The 19,028-nt window shown below is 40.4% G+C and carries 19 protein-coding genes and 4 pseudogenes; 6 read left to right on the plus strand and 17 right to left on the minus strand.

Going from position 1 to position 19,028, the window contains the following annotated elements:
- Positions 1-263: 263 nt before the first annotated feature.
- Both lysS and ACR5KR_RS22845 read right to left on the minus strand, forming a co-directional pair.
- Positions 264-1,403: a homocitrate synthase gene (gene lysS, locus ACR5KR_RS22840; protein ID WP_445630354.1), complete on the minus strand. Its 1,140-nt coding sequence runs from the start codon at positions 1,401-1,403 to the stop codon at positions 264-266.
- Positions 1,404-1,438: 35 nt separating this feature from the next.
- Positions 1,439-2,320: an AAA family ATPase gene (locus tag ACR5KR_RS22845; protein ID WP_448268118.1), complete on the minus strand. Its 882-nt coding sequence runs from the start codon at positions 2,318-2,320 to the stop codon at positions 1,439-1,441.
- A gap of 298 nt (positions 2,321-2,618) precedes the next feature.
- Here ACR5KR_RS22845 and ACR5KR_RS22850 point away from each other — a divergent pair, with 298 nt between their 5' ends.
- Entirely contained in the window at positions 2,619-2,828 is a 210-nt protein-coding gene (locus ACR5KR_RS22850; RefSeq protein ID WP_322667910.1) for a TOBE domain-containing protein, read from the plus strand.
- A 415-nt stretch (positions 2,829-3,243) separates the two neighbouring features.
- On the opposite strand, the gene ACR5KR_RS22855 is transcribed toward ACR5KR_RS22850, so the two are convergent.
- The 12 genes and pseudogenes from ACR5KR_RS22855 to ACR5KR_RS22910 form a co-directional block, all read right to left on the minus strand.
- Positions 3,244-3,543, minus strand: a complete 300-nt coding sequence (locus tag ACR5KR_RS22855) for a 2Fe-2S iron-sulfur cluster-binding protein (protein ID WP_445630352.1) — start codon at positions 3,541-3,543, stop codon at positions 3,244-3,246.
- A 228-nt stretch (positions 3,544-3,771) separates the two neighbouring features.
- Positions 3,772-4,143, minus strand: a complete 372-nt coding sequence (locus ACR5KR_RS22860; RefSeq protein ID WP_322681497.1) for a HesB/IscA family protein — start codon at positions 4,141-4,143, stop codon at positions 3,772-3,774.
- Between the two features lie 280 nt (positions 4,144-4,423).
- Positions 4,424-5,221, minus strand: a complete 798-nt coding sequence (locus ACR5KR_RS22865; RefSeq protein WP_322709710.1) for a HesA/MoeB/ThiF family protein — start codon at positions 5,219-5,221, stop codon at positions 4,424-4,426.
- A 10-nt stretch (positions 5,222-5,231) separates the two neighbouring features.
- On the minus strand, positions 5,232-5,549 hold the full coding sequence (gene nifW, locus ACR5KR_RS22870) for a nitrogenase-stabilizing/protective protein NifW (protein ID WP_322674579.1): 318 nt from the start codon (positions 5,547-5,549) through the stop codon (positions 5,232-5,234).
- Positions 5,546-5,746 carry a CCE_0567 family metalloprotein gene (locus ACR5KR_RS22875; RefSeq protein WP_100900533.1) on the minus strand — a complete coding sequence of 67 codons (201 nt, stop codon included), beginning with the start codon at positions 5,744-5,746 and terminating at the stop codon, positions 5,546-5,548. Before ACR5KR_RS22875 ends, nifW begins: the two co-directional genes overlap by 4 nt.
- Positions 5,747-5,879: 133 nt before the next feature.
- The gene (locus ACR5KR_RS22880) at positions 5,880-6,356 is read right to left on the minus strand and encodes a NifX-associated nitrogen fixation protein (protein WP_448268119.1); all 477 of its coding nucleotides are present in this window, start codon (positions 6,354-6,356) and stop codon (positions 5,880-5,882) included.
- On the minus strand, positions 6,353-6,766 hold the full coding sequence (nifX, locus tag ACR5KR_RS22885) for a nitrogen fixation protein NifX (RefSeq protein WP_445630350.1): 414 nt from the start codon (positions 6,764-6,766) through the stop codon (positions 6,353-6,355). The genes ACR5KR_RS22880 and nifX overlap by 4 nt, the downstream gene beginning before the upstream one ends.
- A 193-nt stretch (positions 6,767-6,959) precedes the next feature.
- Positions 6,960-8,291: a nitrogenase iron-molybdenum cofactor biosynthesis protein NifN gene (gene nifN / locus ACR5KR_RS22890; protein ID WP_448268120.1), complete on the minus strand. Its 1,332-nt coding sequence runs from the start codon at positions 8,289-8,291 to the stop codon at positions 6,960-6,962.
- The gene (gene nifE / locus ACR5KR_RS22895) at positions 8,291-9,673 is read right to left on the minus strand and encodes a nitrogenase iron-molybdenum cofactor biosynthesis protein NifE (protein WP_445630348.1); all 1,383 of its coding nucleotides are present in this window, start codon (positions 9,671-9,673) and stop codon (positions 8,291-8,293) included. Before nifE ends, nifN begins: the two co-directional genes overlap by 1 nt.
- Before the next feature lie 162 nt (positions 9,674-9,835).
- The gene (locus tag ACR5KR_RS22900) at positions 9,836-10,183 is read right to left on the minus strand and encodes a Mo-dependent nitrogenase C-terminal domain-containing protein (RefSeq protein WP_448268121.1); all 348 of its coding nucleotides are present in this window, start codon (positions 10,181-10,183) and stop codon (positions 9,836-9,838) included.
- A 207-nt stretch (positions 10,184-10,390) separates the two neighbouring features.
- Positions 10,391-11,926: a nitrogenase molybdenum-iron protein subunit beta gene (gene nifK, locus ACR5KR_RS22905; RefSeq protein ID WP_445630346.1), complete on the minus strand. Its 1,536-nt coding sequence runs from the start codon at positions 11,924-11,926 to the stop codon at positions 10,391-10,393.
- 220 nt (positions 11,927-12,146) lie between these two features.
- Positions 12,147-12,314, minus strand: a pseudogene (locus tag ACR5KR_RS22910) (nitrogenase molybdenum-iron protein alpha chain); the annotation flags it as partial.
- Between the two features lie 178 nt (positions 12,315-12,492).
- On the opposite strand from ACR5KR_RS22910, the pseudogene ACR5KR_RS22915 reads away from it, so the two are divergent.
- From ACR5KR_RS22915 to ACR5KR_RS22925, 3 genes and pseudogenes are all read left to right on the plus strand, one after another.
- Positions 12,493-13,836, plus strand: a pseudogene (locus ACR5KR_RS22915) (site-specific integrase); the annotation flags it as partial.
- A 165-nt stretch (positions 13,837-14,001) separates the two neighbouring features.
- Positions 14,002-14,271 (plus strand): UPF0175 family protein, encoded by a 270-nt coding sequence (locus ACR5KR_RS22920; RefSeq protein WP_448268122.1) that lies wholly within the window; start codon positions 14,002-14,004, stop codon positions 14,269-14,271.
- Positions 14,272-14,529: 258 nt separating this feature from the next.
- Positions 14,530-15,051: an alpha-ketoglutarate-dependent dioxygenase AlkB gene (locus ACR5KR_RS22925; protein ID WP_448268123.1), complete on the plus strand. Its 522-nt coding sequence runs from the start codon at positions 14,530-14,532 to the stop codon at positions 15,049-15,051.
- 60 nt (positions 15,052-15,111) lie between these two features.
- Here the strand turns inward: ACR5KR_RS22925 and ACR5KR_RS22930 are convergent.
- Both ACR5KR_RS22930 and ACR5KR_RS22935 read right to left on the minus strand, forming a co-directional pair.
- Positions 15,112-15,681 (minus strand): annotated as a pseudogene (locus tag ACR5KR_RS22930) (Uma2 family endonuclease).
- Between the two features lie 123 nt (positions 15,682-15,804).
- Positions 15,805-16,407 (minus strand): hypothetical protein, encoded by a 603-nt coding sequence (locus ACR5KR_RS22935; RefSeq protein ID WP_445630342.1) that lies wholly within the window; start codon positions 16,405-16,407, stop codon positions 15,805-15,807.
- 236 nt (positions 16,408-16,643) lie between these two features.
- Here ACR5KR_RS22935 and ACR5KR_RS22940 point away from each other — a divergent pair.
- Positions 16,644-17,000: pseudogene (locus ACR5KR_RS22940) on the plus strand (XisI protein).
- A gap of 65 nt (positions 17,001-17,065) precedes the next feature.
- Here the strand turns inward: ACR5KR_RS22940 and ACR5KR_RS22945 are convergent.
- Positions 17,066-17,605 carry a DUF2267 domain-containing protein gene (locus tag ACR5KR_RS22945; RefSeq protein ID WP_448268124.1) on the minus strand — a complete coding sequence of 180 codons (540 nt, stop codon included), beginning with the start codon at positions 17,603-17,605 and terminating at the stop codon, positions 17,066-17,068.
- A gap of 448 nt (positions 17,606-18,053) precedes the next feature.
- Here ACR5KR_RS22945 and ACR5KR_RS22950 point away from each other — a divergent pair, with 448 nt between their 5' ends.
- Positions 18,054-18,851: a dienelactone hydrolase family protein gene (locus ACR5KR_RS22950; protein ID WP_445630340.1), complete on the plus strand. Its 798-nt coding sequence runs from the start codon at positions 18,054-18,056 to the stop codon at positions 18,849-18,851.
- The last annotated feature ends 177 nt before the right edge of the window (positions 18,852-19,028 follow it).

The following is a 19,028-nucleotide window of genomic DNA, read 5'->3' on the forward strand; positions in this document are numbered from 1 at the left end:
GCTCACCATTTTTGCAAAAATGTTATTTAAATTCTTTTAACTTACATATATGCTATCAATTTTATAAGTTTAAATTATGAATCATTTATAAAGAACAGCAAATATTCTTTTTAAAAAAGCTGGAAAAATAATGGAAAAGCAGTAATTTTTACAGTTTTCTTTTAGAAGATAGATTAATAGCAGATATAAGTGGATTTAAATCTCCGACTTCTTCAAAAAGTCGGGGATCTGTACTTGAATAGTAAGTGCGTATATTTTTAAATTTACTGGCAATGATAAGAATATAAAATCTTGTCTACATCTTCGATAGTAAGATTTTGTTTGTCAGCTAAAGTTTTTAGCATATTGGTAATATCTTGAAGCTGGGATAAATTAAAGGAAAGTCCTAATTCATTAGCTCGGTGATTAACCGCCTGTTTTCCAGCCAATTTATGATTGATTAAAATTGAGCGCGTTACACCAAAACTTCGGGGATTAATAGCTTCATAAGTCTCAGAGTTATTAAGCATAGCCTTAGTATGAATGCCAGCTTTATGACTAAAAGCACTCTCACCAAAAACACAGTGGTTAAAAGGAATAGAAATTCCCACTTTTCTTGCAACTAATTCATGCAAGTAACTAAGTTCTTCCAAGCGATATTTCGACTTAATCTGCTCTGGATTTGTGGCATATAACCTAGCGATGAATCCAGCTAGTGAGGTAATACCATTGCGCTCACCAATTCCCAAAACACAAGTGTCAATATGAGTTGCTCCCGCTTCTAATGCTGTATAACTGTTAGCATTTGCACATTCTGTATCATTATGACCGTGAAACTCAATATCTAAATTGGTGAACTGGCGTAAAGTCTTCACTAATTCAAATACTTGCATTGGCGTAATAATTCCTACTGTATCAGCAATTCCTATGCGTTTGACAATTCCTAATTTTTCAATCTCGGAATAAACTGTGATTAAATCTTCTATGGAAGTACGTGACGAATCCTCAGCTGAAAACCGTAACTCAATATCGGGAGCTTGTTGATGAATAAAAGTTAAAACTTCAGATGCTAAATCAATAATTTGATTAATATTTTTACCATGACTGAACTGACGCATCAAAGAAGAACTACCAATAGTTAAATTAATTCCGGCTACGCCTGTTGCTAAAGCAACTTTAGCATCTTCTAAGTGACAGCGAATGTGAGTTAATATTTTGGATGGCAAGCCTAACCGAGCCAATCGTTCACAGTCTTGTCTAGACTGAGGTGAAGCAATTGGTGATGTTAACTCTATATATTCCACTCCAAATGCAGCAAGGGCCTCAGCAATTTCGACTTTATCATCTGAAGAAAAATTGGCTTTGACAAATTGTTCGCCCTCACGGAGAGTACTTTCTACAATTGCAAATTCAGATAGCGACATTGAGCAATCCCTATACTAATTCTGACTAAGGATATTCACTTATTAGTTTTTATATTAGCAGATTTGCATAATCGAGAAATAATTGCTTTGGCTGATTCTTGGGGACTGGCTATAGTATCAATTATAAGAGAGCGATCGCTCGTATCCATCGCCTCTAAAATCTGTTTCGTCGAAACCGAATCATAGTTCTGACTTTCTTCGACAAATATTTTTAGTTTTTCCTGCAATTCTAGACCTGTGACAACTTGTTTATTGACAAGTTCTAAGATTTGTTGTTCTTCTTTAGGAGTAAAATAAGCAGAAGCTTCTGGTACGCCCAAACTAGCAAAATTGCTCAGTACTTCTGGAATAATTTGCATCCGATCGTCTAACTCTTGATTAGCAATTCGATCGAAAGAATCATGACGTTTTATAAGTCTTTCTAAACGTACAGTATTTGGTACAGTCAACATTACAAATTTAGCATTTTTTAAAGCCTTAGCTGCATAGCGAATCTCATTTTCACCACGTAAACTATCGAAAACTAACATAGAGTTGACTTGTTGTGGATTAATATGTAGCGAAGCTAAAATGTGACCCATTCCACCAGGAAAGTGTTCTCGATAAAGGCGAGTATAAGTTAGGCGTTTAATCCGGCAATGGGGTTGCATGAGTTTCTCTTGCATTTTTAACATTGGCGCAATTATTACGCGTTCGGTTAAAACACGACGATTAGGTAAAAGTGTAAAATCCAAGCCTTCTTCAGCCAAAGCTTTCGCGATCGTGCTTTTTCCAACGCCAGTCATACCTACTATGATTAGTAAAGGGAAACTTGTTATTGGCAACCAGTCTTTAGGAACAGGAAATCCTACACCTACACCTAGACTTAAATGTTCAAAAAATAGATTTTGCCTTGTTGTATTAACTCGATCCTGCACAATATGAACCTCTTTTTAAACTAGTTATTATAAAGATGCAATCATATTAGTACCTCAGTATTTCCACATAACAAAATAGCCATCTTAAATTGATGATAATATACATTAATAGTTAGTTTTTTTAAAGTTTTTGTCTTACCTTTTTGGAGCAAATGACCGTCCCACCTATTTGCGTAATGCTCGTCAAACAAATAAGGTTATTTAAAAATTATTAAGATATTTTAATAAAAGCTATTTTTAAAATCAAAACTTGCTAACTTACTAAAGTATAAATAGTTCAAATTAGTGGATTAAAAACATGGAAATTAGCGCTCGTAATTCTCTGAAGGGTACTGTCAAAAAAGTTGTACATGGTTCAGTTAATACTGAGATAACTTTAGAACTAGCGCCAGGAGTAGAGCTAGTCTCAATTATCACAAAATCATCAGCAGAAAAGCTATCACTTGCAGAAGGTAAGCAAGCTTATGCTGTGATTAAATCATCAGATGTGATCGTTGCTGTTGATTAAAAAATAGAGTTGGCTTCCTTTGCGAGCCACTCTATTTTTTCATATAAAATTGCATTTCTTTATACAATTAGAAAACATAAATTGCTCGGATATTTTCTAAATCTAGGACAAAATCTATGTTATCAAGATTGAGGAAGGATCAAATCAAAAAAATCTTGTTGCAATCTGATATGATTTTTTATTACTATTCCTATTAATACAATTTTTTTCAAGATTGTTTTATTTTGAGTTTTATAAAAAGTTGCGATTCCTCGCTTTTCCATTCTCAATAATTATAATAAACGGCCAAAAACACAAAAGCAGATAAATATTTTAATTATAAATTAGGAATTGTGAAAGGAGGAAGGAAGTATATTTTCATCCTTCATCCTTCATTTTTTATTTGGTTGCGAAAGGCAGCAACCAAAGTAATAATTTAGACCAGATATGCTTCTTGATGTGTTTTAATTGTGCAATTAGAACGAGGATAAGTTACACAAAGTAGAGCGTATCCTTTAGAAACCTGATCGTCATCTAAAAAGTTTTGATCGTCTTGATTAACTTCACCTTCGACAACTTTACCAACACAGCTAGAGCAAGAGCCTGCATGACATGAAAAGGGCAACTCAATACCATTTTCTTCTGCTGCTTCTAAGATGGTAGTCTCTTCGTCAACTTCAATTGTGGTGTCGAGGTCTTCTTTTTTGTTGATTAATCTAACTTGGTAGGTAGCCATTTTCAGATTCTCCTCAAACGTTATACAGTTGGTCTAATTTCCGAATTTTTTGAGCAACCTATCCTACTTTTTGCTTCCCTTCTTCTGACAGAGATGCTAAGTTTAGTTAGCTTTTTTATAGAGATAAGGGATGCAATGCGAACTAGAAGCTATCTCAAGGGCATTGAAACTCTGCGGAGTGCGTTGATGAGAAGTCTCTACAATTGACTTAGCACTAATAGAATGATGTTAGCTGCAAGGTACACCAGTAGGCGTACAGTCGCCTGCTTTAAAAGACTTTCCACAACCGCAGGTATCAGTTGCATTAGGGTTGATGAATTTAAAACCGCTTTCCATCACTCCCTCAACAAAGTCAACGATAACTCCGTCTAATAAAGGCGCACTTTTAGCATCAACGTAAACCAGTACTTTGCCTTGCTGACTTACTAAATCATCTGGTTGGGGCTTGCTGGTGATATCGATCGCATATTCATAGCCACTGCAACCACCATCTTTTACAGAGATACGGACACCTTTAGTTGCGCCATCAGCATCGGGTGCGGAACCTTTAAGGAATGCCCGCAGATGAAATTCTGCTTTTTCTGATAAAATAACGGCCATCAGTTCTCCTGATTTGTAGCGATTAGTTGTTTTGATTTTAGGTGGGGTTGTCCTTCGTCATTTGTCCTACCCTGCGGGTTCGCCCTTGGCGTTCTCGTTCGCGCAGCGTCTCCGTCAGGAGAAGAGTAGCCGCAGTAGCGTCTATGTCATTTGTTATTTACTAATGACCAATGACCAATACTTCTCTACGAGAGGCTGCGCCCGAAGCGTAGCTATGCCGCAGGCTTTACGACTACGCGGTAGTTGAGCGCAGTCGAAACTCAGTACAAGTGACCAATGACTAATGACTATTGACTGTGGGTTCCATCGAATTGGATTGCGCGTGTCTCCAAGGCGCACTATTACCGCATACTGGACAAGAGCGATCGCGGTAAGAACGGCGTTTCGCAAATTCCATCCGATTTAAGTCGATTGTCAGCAATTGCGACAATAGAGGCTGACTAAACCCGGTGATCAGCTTGATAGCTTCCAAAGCTGTTAGACAAGCTAGTGTTCCAGAAACAGCGCCTAGAACTGAAAAGCCGCGCTGATCCCAATCAGGCTTTTCTGGAAACAGACAAGATAAACAAGGAGTCACACCAGGAATAATCGTTGTCAGGTAAGCCTCCATCCCATTCATTGCGGCTTCTACCATTGGCTTACGCGATCGCACACAGGCTTCATTTAACAAATTGCGCTCTGTAAAATTGTGGGCGCAGTCAAGAGCCATATCCGCAGATTGCACTAACGAATCTACATTTTCCGGGGTGATGTAATCATGAACAGCTTCCACTTGGACATCAGGATTAATCGCATCCAGAGTTTCTTTAGCTTTGAATACCCTTGGCTTACCTACCCAATCATCAGTCATAAGAACTTGACGATTCATATCATCTAGCCGCAAGTCACCACCCCGGACTAAGATTAGCCGCCCAACGCCCGCTACTGCTAAGTAAAGCGCCGCCGTACCGCCTAATCCTCCCACACCCGTAACCAAAACTGTCGCTGACTTCAGGCGTTTCTGTGCTGTTTCGCCAAAATTCGGAAGCATCATTTGGCGACGATAGCGTTCTAATTCGGTAGGCGTTAGGTTAACCAATTTATACCTCCTAATCAGAAGTGATTTCTGTCAGTGTGACTACATTTTTCGGCTTGTCGTTAAATACTTTGAACAGCTTTTGTTCGTGGGGTGTTGATTCGACAAATACCTGATAAGCTTTTTGCAAAGCCAAAGAATATTGATTTAATCTCTCTTCTTGATTCAAGTCAGGAGAATTATCATCAATTTCCTGGATGTATTGAGAAAACTTTTTCAGAATATGTAGACGATTTACATTCACAACTTCTAAATCGTAGGACATATTAAAGAATTGAAAAAATTCTTCTGCATCTACGAGTTTCTTGAATTCATCAATAGTTCCAGTCATTTCGCATTCTCCAATTGTTTTAGATGTTGCTTAAGTTCATCTAACTGGCGATAGATTTCATAAGTTGCAGCGGCAACATCCATAAGTTGGTTGTAATCTGTTGGCAGACCTTCAGCTAAATCATGCAGATCCATCTTCATTTGACCTGCTTTGCTGTTAAGCCGTCTGATTTGTCCTTGTAGTTCCTCAATTGTCATTTGTCCTTTGCCCTTTGTCCTTTGTCCTTTGTCCTTCGTCCTTTGTCTTTTGTCATTAGTCATTTGTCTTTTACCAATGACCAATGACTAATGACTAATGACTAAGGACTAATGACCAATGACCAATGACTAATTAAATTTTGCCAACTTCAGGAAAACGCTTCGCCAAATCAAGACCTTTTTTGACGTAGTTCTCTCCCTCTTCTGCTAATTTTTCTAGGGAGTCAAAGCCAAAACGATGAGCATCTCGCAAAGTTTTCACAGTTAGCAAAAGACGACCAGAAAAAACTAGCGCCCAGCCAAATCCTTCATGGCTCAAATCAACTACAACCTGGGATATCAAACCTGTTTCTTGTTCAATCCCAGCTGCTACAGCTCGAAAAAATGCCAAAATCCGGGCTTGAGTTACCGCATCAACTTCGCCCTCAACGGAGATTTCCCGTTTCTTTTGTTTGCTAACAATAAAGGGTTTGAGAATCAACTCATCCGACCAAGTACGATAAACTCCATAGCTGTCTTGACCACGGATTTGTTTGATTAATACCTTAAGAAAAGGTGAGTTCAAGACTTCAGTTGTAGCGGTTCCGTTAACACTATTATTTGCGGTCATACTGTTGCTTCGTCTTCGATTTCATCAGCAAAGTTTGTGGTTTTTGGTTGTAAAGCTTTACGCAACCAAGGTGGAGGATTACCTTTGAGGGTTTGCACTAGCTTGTTTAGCACTTCACTAATTTCTTCTTCTTCCGATCGCGCCTTCACTGGGGTGACACCTTTCTTGATTAACCGAGCGGCGGCACTACCACCAATTGCTGTTACGTAAATAATCGTACAGTCGCCTATTGCTTCAAGTTTTGGGGTGATTTTGTCTTCATTTCCGTCTTCTTTGAGTTCGCCTTCAAAGGTGAGGGTTTCTACGAAGTGATATCCCTCATCGGAAATTTCGTAAACATCAATCATTTTTGCCCATCCGAAGTGAGCATTAATATGAACTCGGTCACTCGTCGTGAAGGCTATTTTCATTGTAATTCTCCTCTCTAAAGTTTTGAATTTTGAAGCAATACGGTTCAGTTAGTAATATTTAGCTTCGGAAGATCCCCCCAATCCCCCGATAAATTGAGAGGCTAATTTAAGGCTTGTTCTATTCCTAAAAAGGAGGGTTAGGGAGGATCGATTTTTAACTGAACTGTTTTGAATTTCAAGTGTGAATTCAAAACTAAGCGCTCACAGTTCTGAACTCTTGGAACTGCTTAACTCTCGCTTCTTCTGCCTCTAAAAACAGGTTGCCGATGCCAAACAAAAGTTCCATCGTGCCTCGATAGCCAACTTTGGTAAATTGACCATTACCTAAGCGGTCATAAATGGGCAATCCTAAACGATAAAGAGGAATCGAGAGGCGTTTTGCGATCGCACCCACATTCGAGTTACCAATTAGCAAATCAGAACCGCCTGCTAGACTCTCAAAGTCTTCTAAATCGCCGATGGTGATGCTTTTAACCGGGAGTTTTTCTAACAAAGGCGATCGCGTGGTTGTCACCACTGCATGAATTTGCGCTCCCATCGATTGCAAGAAATGCACTGTTGACCACAACAAATCTGGTTCCAGTGCTAAGGAAACTCGTTTTGCACCGAAGTAAAAGTGAGTATCCAGCATCGCATCTTGCAACTGACGACGTTGGCGGCGGTATTTTTCGGGTACGCTATTACCGCTCAGAATCGCCAATGCTTGGATAAATTCATCTACTGGTTCTAATCCAGTCAGTTCGCCAAACACCTCGTAAGGTGTACCAAAGCGTTCTTCGAGAATCTTGGCAGCCCCCCGCATACTTTCACCCAATGCCAGGGTAAAGGCAGAACTACCGACTTCTCGTAGTTGTTTTAAGGTAGTTCCACTGACTGTAACCGCACTATAATTATCCTCTAAATGTCCATCCAGGGAAGCGCCAAGGTCAGGTACAAAGATTGGCACTAATCCAAAAGACGTGATTATCTCTTTGATTTCCTGTACATCCCCAGGCGTGAAGGCAGAACCCGCCAAAATTGTGACTTGTTCAGTTCTGAGTCCACCCGCGCGAGGAATTTCTTTAACTATGCTTTCGACAGCAACCGCAAAGCCATCTTGCAACGCACCTTTAAAATCTGGGGTAGGTGCAAAAACAATCGCTAAATCATTCAATTCAGGATGGCGATCGCGGATTTCCTTCAGAAAACCTTCAATATCATCGCCTCTAGTTTCCGTTAACCCAGTACTACATAAACCAATAATTTCTGGGTTAGCCTTTTCTACCAGAGTGAGAATTGCTTGCTCCACATTTTCTTCACCACCCAAAATGGTCGTGACTTCCGTCATTGCTGTCGTAGCTAAGGGAATCGCTTCCCGGAAATGTCGCACTAGGACAACTTTGGCGAAAGCAGTACAACCTTGAGAACCGTGGAATAAGGGCATCGTCCCTTTCAATCCCAAAAAGGCTAAGGTTGCGCCCAAAGCTTGACTTTGCTTGAGGGGATTAACTGTCAGTGCTTTGTTAGAAGCGGTAACGATCGCCATTAAACTTCCTCCTCTTCTTCCCAAGGAGCGGGTTTGCGTATTTGTTCCCAAATCGGGCTATACAGAGCTTCGTACAGTTCCCGCGCCATCTCAATCATTCCCACATAACCTGCATAAGGATGGTGGCGTTCTTGGTTGATATCAAGGAAAGGAATTCGAGCTTTCAAAGCGGTGTATTGGTTACGTCCACCAGCAATCAGCATATCTGCTTTGGTGTTTTTAACCAGTTGGAGCAATTCTTGAGCGTTGCCTTTCTCTAGCATGATGCCATCGTTGCCAATCAACTTCTTGATTTTGGCTTTATCTTCTTCAGTACTTTTCCGAGTACTGGTAGCAACAACTTCAATGCCTAAGTCTCTAGCCGCCGAAATAATCGACCAACTCTTAACACCACCAGTATATAAAACAACCCGCTTACCTTTGAGTCGAGCGCGATAAGGAGCCAGTGCCAAATCTAAAGCAGCCGTTTCTTCTGCAATTAGCTTTTCTGTGCGCTCTTGTAAATCGCGATCGCCTAATTTAGCGGCGATGTTTCGCAGACAGCGATTCATATCATCGATGCCGTAGAAAGACTCTTCAATGTAAGGGATGTTGTAACGCTCCTCCATCTTTCTCGCCATATTGAGCAGCGCTCGCGAGCAGATCATGACGTTGAGCTTGGCGCGGTGGGCGTAGCGAATTTCATTGTAGCGAGCATCGCCCGTAATTTTAGACAAAATACGGATGCCTAATTTTTCTAGCAGTGGTGTTACTCCCCACATTTCCCCGGCGATATTGTATTCACCGATTAAGTTAATATCATAGGGCGTTGTATGTTCCGGTTCTGCTGTGCCGACAACATATTCTAATAAAGATTCACCGCCAAAACGGTTGCCCAGATTTTTACTGCCAATGAATCCTGGAGCAATGACGGGAACAACAGGAATACCAATTTTCTCAGCCGCCGCTTTGCAGACAGCATCCATATCATCGCCAATTAAGGCTGTAACGCAAGTGGCGTAGACGAATACTGCTGCTGGTTGGTAGCGCTCGTGAAGTTCCAAAATCGCTTTGTAGAGCTTCTTTTCGCCACCAAAGATGACATCGTTTTCACCCAAGTCAGTGGTAAAGCCCATTTTGTAGAGTTGAGGGCCAGACGACAGACTACCACGACTGCCCCAGGAATTACCAGCACAGGCGATCGGCCCGTGGACTAAATGAGCAGCATCTGCGATCGGCACTAGAGCAATCATTGCACCATCAAAGGCACAGCCCCCTTGAGCCGCGCCAGGTTGTGCCTGTTGAGCGCATGACTTGTTTTTCTTTTCGGATTGTTTGTGCTGATTATGCTCGCATCCTGTCTCAGTCAGCAGCTCGTTGATTTTGCCTTGGGTGCTTTTCATCTCTCTTCTCTTAATTGTTAATTGTCCTTTGTCATTTGTCCTTTGAATTGACTATTGTACAGACGCGTAGACGCTCGAAGAGCGGCTTCTCGCAGAGTATAATCGCGTCTCTACCAATGACTAATGACTAATGACCAATGACCAATGACCAATGACTAATGACTAACAAATGTATTTTGTGACATCCTCTCCACAGACATCGGTCAGGTAAGATAGAGCGCGGAAACGCAATCCTACAAATTCGTCATATAAAGGATTGAGTTTACATAGTGGTGGGATATCAATACACTTTCCAAATAATTTAATTTGTCGCTCAAAGGGACAACAACAAGGAATTGTTTGACAAATTAGATGAGCGAAGCGATTATTTTTAACCTGAATTCCATCCACTACACCACGCAACGGATTCATAAGATTGTTGAACCATCCTCGTTTTTTCTGATTAGGTGGATGGTAATTAGGATGAGGATGAGTGTGAGTATGTTCGTGAGTGCGATTGATGGTTTCCATTTATAAATCCCTTGGGTAAATGCTATCAAGAAAAAGGAAAGTTGGGGATGGGGGATTGGGCATCGGGCATTGGGTTTGGATATTTCCCTATTCCCGTTCGGCTACGCTACTTCGACTGCGCTCAGTACAAGTCACGGCAAGCCTATTCCCTATTCCCTATTCCCCTTCTTTACCCTTTAATTAACACGTTGTGTTTCTACGCAATTTCTAACGAATCAAGTCGTAGGAAATATCTGTCTTAGAAGGAATGTTGGTGTTGCGATCGATTTCTTCAAACAGGGTATTTACAGTCCAGTTGAGGAGGTTGATCACACCTTGATAACCAATGGTGGCGTAGCGGTGTAAGTGGTGGCGATCCATGATGGGGTAGCCGATTCTCACGAGGGGAATCTTGGTGTCGCGCCACAGGTACTTACCGTAGGTGTTACCAACTAAGAAGTCTACTGGTTCGGTGAACAACAATGAACGCATGTGCCACAAATCCTTACCAGGCCAAACAGTTGCATGTTGACCGAAGGGGCTAGAAGCAAGCAATTCTTTGATTTCTGCTTCAAATACTTCGTTGCTGTTGTGAACCAAGATATGCACAGGTTCAGCACCCATTTCTAGCATAAAGCCAACTACGCTGTATACTAAATCTGGTTCGCCGTAGATAGCGAAGCGCTTACCGTGAATCCATGCGTGAGAGTCAGTCATGGCATCAACTGCCTGACCGCGTTCAATTTCCAATTGTTCGGGAATGGGGATACCGCTCAATTCGCTGAGTTTCATCAAGAACTCATCAGTACCCTTAATGCCCCAAGGACGGGAAACTGAAGTTGGTTGGTTCCACTCTTTTTCAATGTACTCGCGGGTTTTGGGGGTAGAGTGTGCTTGCAGAGCGATCGTTGCTTTTGCATTGATTGAATCTGCTGCATCTTCTAACTTTGTACCACCTGGGTACATATCGAACTCACCTGTGTTAGGTGAATCCAAGTAGTCGCTGTTATCAGCTAGAATTGTGTAGTCAAAGCCAAACAAAGAAGCAATCCGCTTGATTTCCCGGTTGTTACCTACGTAGGTGTCAAAACCTGGGATGAAGTTGATTTTACCATTGCTGGTTTCTTTCTTATGACCTGCGGTCAAGTTAGAAAGAATTCCCTTCATCATGTTGTCGTAACCAGTGATGTGGGAACCGACAAAGCTAGGAGTGTGAGCGTAAGGTACTGGGAAATCTTGAGGAACTGAACCAGCTTGTTTAGCGTTGTTGATGAAGGCTTGTAAGTCATCACCAATTACTTCTGCCATACAGGTGGTGCAGACAGCAATCATCTTGGGCTTGTAGAGTTGGTAAGAGTTCGCCAAGCCGTCAATCATGTTTTGCAGACCACCAAACACGGCTGCATCTTCAGTCATTGAAGAAGATACACCAGAGAATGGTTCTTTGTAGTGACGGGTTAAGTGGGTGCGGAAGTAAGCAACGCAACCTTGAGAACCTTGAACGAAAGGTAGAGTACCTTCAAAACCAACAGCAGCAAAGATTGCTCCTAGTGGTTGACAACCTTTAGCAGGGTTAACGGTTAAAGCTTCACGAGCGAAATTCTTTTCACGATAATCCCAACTCTTTGTCCACTCTGCAACCCGTTGTACTTCTTCGGTTTCGTGACCGTTTTCAAACTGCTTTTTGTTTTCAAATAGCTGTTGGTACTCAGGCTGGTGGAATAACTCGACGTGGTCTTGAATTTTTTCTGGATTCTGAGGCATTTCTGGATCTCCAAGCTTACTGAATTCTTTACTAATCGAGGTGGAAGTGGGAGAGAGGCAATTAATCGCGTCTCTACAAGGGAGTGAGAATATGATTCAAAATTCAAAATGCAAAAATCAAAAGAAATTTTAATCTTTCAATTTTGAATTTTGGATTCCCAACTCCCCCCTGGGGTTTTAAGCCCCAGGTTATCCTTACTTATCGCTCTCTCCCATTTCCCTAGACGGCAGCCTTAGCCTTAGCTTCAGCCTTCTTAGCCTGAGCTTTTTCATTCCAAGGAGCGCCAATTAATGACCAAGTTGGGCTGTTGAGTGCCAAGTCCATATCGCGTGCGAAGATGGCGAAGCCGTCATAACCGTGATAAGGGCCGGAGTAATCCTTTTTGTGGTTTAATTCTTTTCAACTGTCTAATGTTTGCAGTAAACAGTGTCAGCGATAAACATTGTTTTCTGAGAACACATTTATTTTTAGCCTAAATATAGGCTAAAAACACAGCATAATTAGGTTCAGGACTCACGCATCATCTAAATGTTGTCCTGAGCCAAGGCGATTAAACAATCGCCCGTTTTTTTGCTCATCTCTGCAAGCACAGCAGCAAAAAGAACACATGAGAACGAAAGTACTACTGGAATTAGAGAAAGTTAATCTGCGTTTGAAGTCTGCAAAAGCAAAGGTGACAATTAGAGAATCGAATGGAAGTCTGCAATTACGGGCGACGTTACCAATTAAGCCGGGAGACAAAGATAGCAACGGTACTGGGAGAAAGCAATACAATCTCAGTTTGAATATTCCCGCTAACTTGGATGGACTCAAGACGGCTGAGGAAGAAGCTTATGAGTTAGGAAAGTTAATCGCTCGTAAAACTTTTGAATGGAATGACAAATATTTAGGAAATGAGGCAATTAAAAAAGGATTTAAAACTATAGGAGAATTACTCGAACGATTTGAAACTGAGTATTTTAAAAACCATAAACGAACTACAAAAAGCGAACATACTTTCTTTTATTATTTTTCCCGAACTAAACGATTTACGAATTCTAAAGATTTAGCGATCGCTGAAAATTTGATAAGTTCCATTGAACAAATTGATAAGGAATGGGCTAAGTATAATGCAGCTAGAGCGATTGCAGCATTTTGCGTGACATTCAATATCGAAATTGATTTATCTAAATATTCCAAAATGCCTGAGAATAATTCCCGCAATATTCCTACAGATGCGGAAATAGCTGATGGAATTCTCAAGTTTGAAGATTATTTGGATAACAGAGGCAATCAAGTTAATCAAAATCTTCAAGATAGTTGGCAACTTTGGCGGTGGACTTATGGAATGTTAGCAGTTTTTGGTTTACGTCCACGGGAACTTTTTATTAATCCCGATCTTGATTGGTGGTTGAGTCAAGAAAATACAGATTTGACATGGAAGGTTGATAAAGATTGTAAGACTGGTGAGAGAGAAGCATTACCTTTACATAGACAATGGATTGATGACTTTGATTTGAGAAATCCGAAGTATTTGGAGATGTTGAGGAGTGCGATCGCTAAAAAAGATAACACCAATCATGCGGAGATAACGGCGTTAACACAGCGAGTTAGTTGGTGGTTTCGCAAAATAGGATTGGATTTTAAACCGTATGATTTACGTCATGCTTGGGCAATTCGGGCGCATATTTTGGGGATACCAATTAAAGCGGCGGCAGATAATTTGGGACATAGTGTGCAAGTTCACACGCAAACTTATCAACGTTGGTTCTCGCTAGATATGCGAAAGTTGGCAATTAATCAGGCTTTGAGTAAGAGGAATGAAGTTGAGTTGATTAGAGAGGAAAATGCTAAGTTGAGAATGGAGAATGATAAGTTGAGATTAGAGGTTGAGAAGTTGAAAATGGAAATGGTTTATAAACAGAGTTAAATTTACTGATAAATCATACCAATTTTAGATATTTTGCTATGATTTATAGGGAATAATCATCCAAATAAATCAATTGGTGTTTTTTAGTAATTACGCTGGAAAAATATAAATACAGTTAATATGGGTAAAAAGATATGTCCGCTTTTTAAACAAGGAGTATAACTTATGCAAATTATCATTGAACTCCCCGATGATATCGCCAACCAATTACAAGTGCAGCCCACAAACATTTCCCGCAGAGTTTTGGAACTTATCGCAGCTGATAATTATCGCCAAGGTCGCATTGGAGCCGCCGAAGTTCACCGAATGCTGAATTTATCTTCTCGATGGGAAACTTATGAATTCCTCAAACGTGAACAAGCTTATTTACCCTACACTGAAGAAGACTTAGAAGAAGATGTTCAAGCGATTCGTAACCTACTAGCTACTGAATGATTATTGTCTCCAATACTTCTCCAATTTTTGGGCATCTGATAGTTTATTTAAAAAGTTGTTAGATAAGCATTCTTAAATGGTAATCAACCACGGGGCGATCGCGCATTTGAAGTATTAGCATCACAGATGTGACAATATAATAAGCTAGGAGGTCAAGTTATGGAAAGTATTAAAATATGTATGAATGAAACAGTCTAAAATATAAATATTATATAAAATAATTATGCACAATGTAATAATATAGTTAACTCCTTGATTATGGACGCACCTGCTATTTATCTCAAATCGGATTTTATCCACTCAACCGATACTCTATTTCAGCATCTAAAAGAGTCTGTTTCTTGGGATGAGCGTATGAAATCTCGCAAAACTGCAAGTTTCGGTGTCTCTTATAATTATTCTCAAATTTCTTATAAACAAACCTCTATGCCTAGCCAGATAGAGCAACTTTGCACAGAAATACATAGGATTCTTGGTTTTTTTCCTAATAATTGCTTGCTAAACTATTATCCGAATGGCAACTCTTCTATGGGTTTTCACTCTGACTCTAGTCAAGAGCTTGCTGAAGGGACGGGTGTGGCAATTGTTTCATTAGGATCTGTGCGTTCAATTGTGTATCGTCATAAACATAAAAAAGATATAGAGTTTAGCTACCCATTGCCTAATGGCTCACTTCTTTATATGTCAAATGAAATTCAAGAGCAGTGGCTCCACGCAATTTTGAAAGCTCCAGAAGTTGGGGAAAGGATTAGTCTCACGTTTAGATTAATAGTTATATGATGTCTACGACAGGCAACACCTATGCACCCCTCCCAAATCATACATCGTTACAAACTTGATTTACTCAAAAACAACGCCACGATAAATTTCTGTCATCGATAATGCGATCGCAACTGAATCTAAAGAAATAGATACCTCTAAGCTGCTGAAATCACTGAGCAACCAACCTTCAGCTTGTTTACTGTAGCGTTCCACAAAAGGTTCATCCTGCTCGACTAATAAATATTCGCTAAAACTTGGAATTGATCGATACATCCAAAATTTACTTTGGCGATCGTAATCTGCGGTGGAAGGTGATAGAACTTCAACAATCAAAATGGGATTCAATACTTCATCTAAACGTTCTGCATTTAGTTGCGGTTCGCCGTCAAAAACCATTACTTCTGGGTATACTCCGCGTCGATGTTCGGGAATCCCAGGCGTAAATTGCTGTTAATTGGCCCGAATTGAGTATCGCGGAACACAGAGGTAACAATAGATCAAAATGTTTCCACCGATGCGGCTGTGTTTGAGCGTTCCTCCAGGTATGGGTACAATTTCTCTATCTCGATATTCGCTGCGTCCTTCGGCTTTTTCTGCGATCGCCCGATATTCATCTAAGCTGTAGCGGCGCGAGATAGTAGAAATCATAGGTCGTAGGCGTTGGCGATGCCCGCCGGCAGGCATCGCATTAGCGATAAAATAACAATATTATTTTGTCACAGATTTGCTTCTGAGGTGATATCGTACTGCAATGCGATGCCCACGCATCTATCAACTATTTTGAACCATCCAAACTAAAAATCCGAGAATTTGTTCCACAGGTGGAAGGGGATAATCCGTCAAATCGATAGTGACAAGATTATCCTCCAGCTTCAGGAATCGCCATTGTGTACCACTGCTAATAGAACCATAGATTACAGCAATTGGACGATTTTTTGCGGCGTTGAATCTTTGTGCTGCAACCATTTCTGCAATACATTGTCCAAACCCTGTTCTTAAATCAGCTTTTTTTGCTTCCAAAATTACAATTGCAGGTGCTTCAATTTCTAGAACTTCCGGCGAACGACTTAAAAGAAAATCACACATTCCATTAAGTCCAACTGCTTCATCAACTGTAAAATCTTCTCCAGAGAATAAGCTAATTTGGCGATTTAATATTCGTCTAACTTCTAATAATACTGGGTAAATAATTCCTTCTGAACGCGCTTTTTCACTTGCTGAAGAAGCAAGTGGCAGACTTTCTTCAAGATATGCCGTCAGTGTAGCAGATACTTCAATTGGTTCAGTGGCAGGAATAAATCGCCCACCTTCCTGCGTTTTTAACCCGAAAGCTTCTTTAACTTTACTGATAGTTGTAAACTGACTATAAGGCATAATTGGTAAAAATCATAAGTCGTAGGCCGCCGGAGGCATTGCACTGGCTATAAGATAAAAATATTATTTTCTCACAGATTTACTTGTGAGGTGATACGATCTTGCAGTCTATATATTCTTTTTTCTACAAAAGACTGCGCGATCGCTTTCAGGTTCTGCAAATTTATTCAAACGGTCATTGTCTGTAACAAAATTCCCCTTTTAGTGTATGACACAGAAAAACAGAAGATTGCAGAATGGATAAGCTAAATTTGTATCGTGAACTAATTCAGAAATTATTGACGGCGCGAGCAAAGTTGCGTTCTAAGAGCGATCCAGTAGAAAGTCAAACCATTTTTGATACTACAAAAGACCACTATCAGCTTGTGCATGTGGGATGGAAAGATAATAGTACCCGGATTTATGGCTGTGTGCTGCATATAGATATCAAGGATGGGAAGATTTGGGTGCAGCATGACGGAACGGAGGATGCGTAGGCGTAGCCCGTCGTAGACATCGCAGATCAACTTGTGAGCGAGGGAGTGCCTAAGCAAGATATTGTGATAGCATATCATGCACCTCATGTACGGCAGTATACATTTGCTGTAGGCTAAACTTATTGAAAAAGCCTGTTTGCGATCGCTACTCGCAAACAGACTTGACTTTTTCACCTTTCTAATTAAGCCTGTTCCCAAAGCTGACGTACATCATCAGGGAGCGCGCCAGCAACTTCCTGAATCCGCTCTGGGGAAAGTTCGTCTTTGGTAGCAGAAAACACCGCTTTAACTGCCTGTTCTGCGTTGACCGATCCTGGAACCCCTCCTTCATTAGCAACCCGCGTTAGAAATAGTTTGGAATCAATTCCAATAGGAGCCGGGCCTTTTAAAGGTTGACGGATTTTACTTATAAATCTCACAATTGGATTGGTGTCTTTCCAGAGTTCAGCCACTTCTAACTGGAGTGCTTTTTCATCTGTGGACACAGCCTCTGTATGCAGTTCTGACTCGACGCGATCGATTGTGTCTGTAGTCATTAAGTCACGCATAACGCGATACACAACTTCGGTAAAGTCTCTTGCATCATACAAATCTGCAAATCCGCTTTGAACCATAACTTTTTCAAGAAATGAGTGATGTTCGTCGGCGATCGCAGTTCGATTATCTTCAATCTCCGTTGGGTCAATTTCTGGAATATCTGTTCTAAAACTTTGATCTGGCATTGTTTTTTCTTTTGGTTATTAATTTTGAGTCTTTATGCTTACCTTATGTAAGGTCGCACAAATCAAAAACCCTTAGTATCATCCAGAAGTTTGAGATGCCATCTATTCAAAAGTTAGAAATCCATCTGATTTGCATGGATACAGGTAGCAGGACTACGCCCCAACAAAGGTTTTGGAGGGCACATATTTAATTTCTGAAAACATCATATCTATTAGATATCTTGGCATTTGTAACTTTTGCCTTGACGTTGGGGTGCATGTGAAAGGTTACTGGGTTTGAGAAAATTCCATCCTTTACCCTTTCCCCTTTACCCTTTACCCCACAAATGCCAAGAAATCTATTGAGTAGAGCAATACTCCTAGTGTTTTTGCTTGTTGTAGACATCGCCCATTGGTACCAAAAAACAGTCAAAATAAATGAGTTAGTATAAAAGCAGCCGAAACAAAGATGCTAGAAACAACAAACGTCGAAATTCACACTTCCCATGTCAAAGTTCCTAACAATGACTTAAAAATCGATGCTTATTTAGCTCAACCAGCACAAAATGGAATCTTTGGCGCGGTTATAGTTTTTCCAGAAATTTTTGGTATCAACAGTAATATTCGAGATATCACCGAATTAATCGCCAAACAAGGTTATGTAGCGATCGCTCCGGCAATGTATCAACGTATTGCTCCGGGTTTTGAGGCTGATTTTAGCGCTGAAGATGTTGGATTTAGTCCAGAAGCCTATCGGCTGGGGTTGGAATATTATCAACAAGTAAAATATCAAGAGATATTCAGTGATATTCAAGCTACCATTACTTATCTCAAAACTTTACCCAATGTCAAAGATGATGCGATCGGTGTGATTGGTTTCTGTTTTGGCGGTCATGTTGCTTATATGGCTGCAACTTTACCGGATATCAAAGCCACAGCTTCGTTTTATGGTGGCGGGATTACCACTGCTAGTTATGGTGAAGACACTCCAACCGTTAATCGTACCTCGGAAATTAAAGGTACTATTTATGCATTTTTTGGTACAAGAGATACATTAGTTTCACAGGAAGAAAACGAGCAAATTGAAGCAGAATTAAAGAAACATCACATTAATCATCGTGTATTTCGATACGATGCCGGACACGGTTTCTTCGCCGGATTCTTCAAAGACAAGTACCCATTTATGGAACAGCACCCAAGTTATAATCCTGAAGCGGCTCCTGATGCTTGGCAACATGTTTTAGAACTGTTTCAAAATCACTTGTGAAATGTAAGAATTCAGGAATCAAAAGTCAGAATCCAGAATGATTATTAAATTAAGGATGCTATAACTTCTTAATTATTAAGCTTGGTTTCCAAAATCTTCTTAATTTTGTAGCATCGCTTTTATTTCAATTTGCCAAAATTTTGAGTAATAACACACATACTACGATCGCACTCATTG

This window comes from Nostoc sp. DSM 114159, assembly GCF_053470285.1.

Coding starts and splice junctions, on each gene's coding strand:
- lysS (WP_445630354.1), bottom strand. CDS start 1,403: ATGTCGCTATCTGAATTTGCAATTGTAGAAAGTACTCTCCGTGAGGGC.
- ACR5KR_RS22850 (WP_322667910.1), top strand. CDS start 2,619: ATGGAAATTAGCGCTCGTAATTCTCTGAAGGGTACTGTCAAAAAAGTT.
- ACR5KR_RS22855 (WP_445630352.1), bottom strand. CDS start 3,543: ATGGCTACCTACCAAGTTAGATTAATCAACAAAAAAGAAGACCTCGAC.
- ACR5KR_RS22860 (WP_322681497.1), bottom strand. CDS start 4,143: ATGGCCGTTATTTTATCAGAAAAAGCAGAATTTCATCTGCGGGCATTC.
- nifW (WP_322674579.1), bottom strand. CDS start 5,549: ATGACTGGAACTATTGATGAATTCAAGAAACTCGTAGATGCAGAAGAA.
- ACR5KR_RS22875 (WP_100900533.1), bottom strand. CDS start 5,746: ATGACAATTGAGGAACTACAAGGACAAATCAGACGGCTTAACAGCAAA.
- ACR5KR_RS22880 (WP_448268119.1), bottom strand. CDS start 6,356: ATGACCGCAAATAATAGTGTTAACGGAACCGCTACAACTGAAGTCTTG.
- nifX (WP_445630350.1), bottom strand. CDS start 6,766: ATGAAAATAGCCTTCACGACGAGTGACCGAGTTCATATTAATGCTCAC.
- nifN (WP_448268120.1), bottom strand. CDS start 8,291: ATGGCGATCGTTACCGCTTCTAACAAAGCACTGACAGTTAATCCCCTC.
- nifE (WP_445630348.1), bottom strand. CDS start 9,673: ATGAAAAGCACCCAAGGCAAAATCAACGAGCTGCTGACTGAGACAGGA.
- ACR5KR_RS22900 (WP_448268121.1), bottom strand. CDS start 10,183: ATGGAAACCATCAATCGCACTCACGAACATACTCACACTCATCCTCAT.
- nifK (WP_445630346.1), bottom strand. CDS start 11,926: ATGCCTCAGAATCCAGAAAAAATTCAAGACCACGTCGAGTTATTCCAC.
- ACR5KR_RS22920 (WP_448268122.1), top strand. CDS start 14,002: ATGCAAATTATCATTGAACTCCCCGATGATATCGCCAACCAATTACAA.
- ACR5KR_RS22925 (WP_448268123.1), top strand. CDS start 14,530: ATGGACGCACCTGCTATTTATCTCAAATCGGATTTTATCCACTCAACC.
- ACR5KR_RS22935 (WP_445630342.1), bottom strand. CDS start 16,407: ATGCCTTATAGTCAGTTTACAACTATCAGTAAAGTTAAAGAAGCTTTC.
- ACR5KR_RS22945 (WP_448268124.1), bottom strand. CDS start 17,605: ATGCCAGATCAAAGTTTTAGAACAGATATTCCAGAAATTGACCCAACG.
- ACR5KR_RS22950 (WP_445630340.1), top strand. CDS start 18,054: ATGCTAGAAACAACAAACGTCGAAATTCACACTTCCCATGTCAAAGTT.